The organism is Brevundimonas sp. GW456-12-10-14-LB3 (genome assembly GCF_059424365.1).
The window spans coordinates 1-2986 of sequence record NZ_JBWKZJ010000077.1; the positions used below are offsets into that span (position 1 = coordinate 1).

General features: G+C 67.9%; 3 protein-coding genes. All 3 read right to left on the reverse strand.

The genetic code is table 11. From position 1 onward, the window contains the following. A partial coding sequence (locus AC07XS_RS15795) for a HAMP domain-containing protein (RefSeq protein ID WP_494732683.1) occupies window positions 1–1145 on the reverse strand: 1145 nt, incomplete at its 3' end. Between the two features lie 23 nt (window positions 1146–1168). After that, entirely contained in the window at window positions 1169–1681 is a 513-nt protein-coding gene (locus AC07XS_RS15800) for a chemotaxis protein CheW (RefSeq protein WP_182715202.1), read from the reverse strand. Next, window positions 1678–2986 (reverse strand): chemotaxis protein CheA (locus AC07XS_RS15805; RefSeq protein WP_321208192.1); only part of this gene is annotated, 1309 nt, incomplete at its 5' end. The genes AC07XS_RS15805 and AC07XS_RS15800, both read right to left, overlap by 4 nt.

Consider the following 2986-nt stretch of genomic DNA (forward strand, 5'->3'; position numbering starts at 1 on the left):
GCCGACAGGGCGTCGGCGACCACGCCGCGCAGACGCTCCACCATCGACTGCAGCGACAGGCCCAGGGTGTCCTTGTCCGACAAGGGCTTGGGCTGGACCGTCAGATCGCCCTGGGCGATCTCGTCGGCGATGGCCGCCGTCGTGCGCAGGTTGAGCGTCATCCGTTGCAGGGCCTGGCCCAGGATGTCCTTGTCCGACAGGGGCTTGGGCTCGACGCTCAGGTCGCCCACGGCGATCTGATCGGCCATGGCGGCGGTGGCGCGCAGGTTCCGGGTCATGCCTTGCAGCGACAGACCCAGGGTGTCCTTGTCCGACAGGGGCTTGGGCTCGACGCTCAGGTCGCCCATGGCGATCTGGTCGGCCATGGCGGCCGTGGCCCGCAGATTGTCGGTCATGGTGTTGAACACCTCGACCAGATCCTTGATCTCATCGTTCGACTTAATTTCGATCCGCTGATCCAGATCGCCGATGGCGACGGCGTCGGCGACCGTCATCAGACGGCTGAGGCCGGCGCTGACGCCCAGGGCGATCCACAGGGCGAAGGCGACGGCCATGGCCAGGGCCGCGATCGTCAGACCGATGACCAGGTTGCGGGTTTCGGCGTATTGCGCCTTGGCGTCCTCGTCCGCCTTGACCATGGCGGCCTCATTGCGCGTGACGATCTTGTCGAAAATTTCGCTCATCTCGACCGCGATCTCGCGGCCTTCACCATTGGACAGGGCCACGGCCTGGCTGTTCTGGCCGGCGCGGACCAGATCGGCCATGCGGCCTTCCATAGCGCCCATTTGCGCCAAAAGAGTTTTCAGCCTCTGCCAATCGGGCTTGTTGGCCTCAGCCGCCTTTTCCTCGCCGACGGCGAGAAGCTCGGCCATCGACTTGCGCGCCGCATCGCCCGCCTCGACATGCCGGCGCATCTCTTCCGTGGTTGTGGAAAGGATCAGGTTCTTTTCGGCCCGGATCGATTCCAGCAGACGGATATTGGCCGACTGCGACGTCTCCAGCCGTTTGGCCGGACCCGAGATCACCTCATGCATCGTCTCATCGAGCCGCCCCAGGCTGTGCATCCCCAGAACGGCCACGCCGATAAGCAGGGCGATCATCAGTCCGAAGCCGGCGGCCAGTTTGGCCTTGATGGTGAAGCGCATGGCGGGAGTCCTTTCTGGACCGGTCAATGACGGGTGGCGGACGCGGTCGACTGGCGAGCGTCGTGCTGTTGGTTGAAGAGGGTCTGGAGGGCGGGAACGACGATGAATTCGCCGTCGCGCTTGACCAGGCATTGGATGAACTCGGGCCGCCAGCGCATGCCGACGCTGGGCGGGGCCTCGGCGTCGGCGCGGGCCAGGGTAGTGACCTCATGGACCTTGTCGGTGCGCAGGCCGACCAGGGTCGGCTCTCCGTCCAGATCGATCTCGATGACGACGATACGGCTGTCGATGGTGGGCTCGCCCCGCTCCATGGCGAAGGCGACGCGCAGATCCGACAAGGGAATGACCTTGCCGCGGAAGTTGATCACGGCGCCGGCGAAGGCGCCGGCCCCCGGCACCACCGTCTCGGGCGCCAGGTCCATGATCTCCTGCACCGCGACGGCCTCCAGGGCGAACAGTTCGCCGTTCAGCTCGAAGGTCAGGACCTCCATCTGCTCCGCGCCGGTCCAGCCGGTGGTTTCAGCCGTCTCGCTCATACCGCCTCACGCATCTGCGCCTCCTGCTGCTGGCCCTTGGCGACCAGGTGGCCCACGTCCAGGATCAGGGCGACGCCGCCGTCGCCCAGGATGGTGGCCCCCGAGAAGGTCGGCAGGCCGGAATGAAGCTTGGACATCGACTTGATCACCGTCTGGTGGTCGCCGATGATCTGATCGACGACCAGGCCGATCCGCTCGGCGCCGGTCGAGACGACCACCACCTTCTGATGCAGTTCGGGCGGGGTGCCGGTGTCGAACATCTCGCGCAGGCGCAGGAAGGGCACCAGGCTGTTGCGCAGGGAGATGAAGCTGCGGCCGCGCGAACGCAGATCCTCGTCCAGCGACAGCTCCAGACACTCCTCGACCGCGTCCAGCGGAATGACGTAGCGGCCGTGGCCGACGCGAACCAGAAGGCCGTCGATGATGGCCAGGGTCAGGGGGATGCGCAGCGACACCTCCGACCCCTCTCCGGGCCGGCTGGCGATGTCGATGGAGCCGCGCAGGCCCTCAATGGTGCGTTTGACCACATCCATGCCGACGCCGCGGCCCGACAGGTTGGTGACCGCCGCCGCCGTCGAAAAGCCGGGGTGGAAGATCATCTGCAGCAGATCATGGTCGCTGACGGCGGCGCCGGGCTCGATCAGCCCTTGGGCCTCCGCCTTGGCCCGCACCCGGTCGCGGTCGATGCCGCGGCCGTCGTCGCGAATGGTGATGACCACTTCGCCGCCCGACTGATGGGCCGACAGGCGGATGCGGCCGGTAGCCGGCTTGCCGGCGGCGGCCCGGTCCTCGGCCGTTTCCAGACCGTGGTCGGCGGCGTTGCGGATCAGGTGGACCAGGGGGTCGGCCAGACGCTCGATGACGGTCTTGTCGATCTCGGTGCTCTCGCCGTCGGTCGACAGTTCGATCGCCTTGCCCGTCTCGCGCGCCAGGTCGTGGACCAGGCGGCGGAAACGGCCGAACAGGGTCGAGACGGGCACCATCCGCAGCACCATCATGGTGTCGCGCAGTTCGCCGGACAGGCGCTCGATTTCTTCCGACACGGCGCGCAGGGCCACGTCGGTCCCGCCGGCGGCGATCTGGCTCAGGCGGGACTGGGCGATGACCAGTTCGCCGACCCGGTCCATCAGCTCATCCAGGCGGTCGGCCGGGACGCGCACGCTCTCGGCGGCCTTGGCGGCCTTGGCGCCGCCTGCTTCAGCCGGTTCGGCGGCGGGCGCAGCAGGGGCGACGGCGGCGGGCTTGGCCGCCGAAACCGGAGCCTGAGCCGGCTCGGCGGCGGCCTGGACCGGGGCGTCTTGGGGG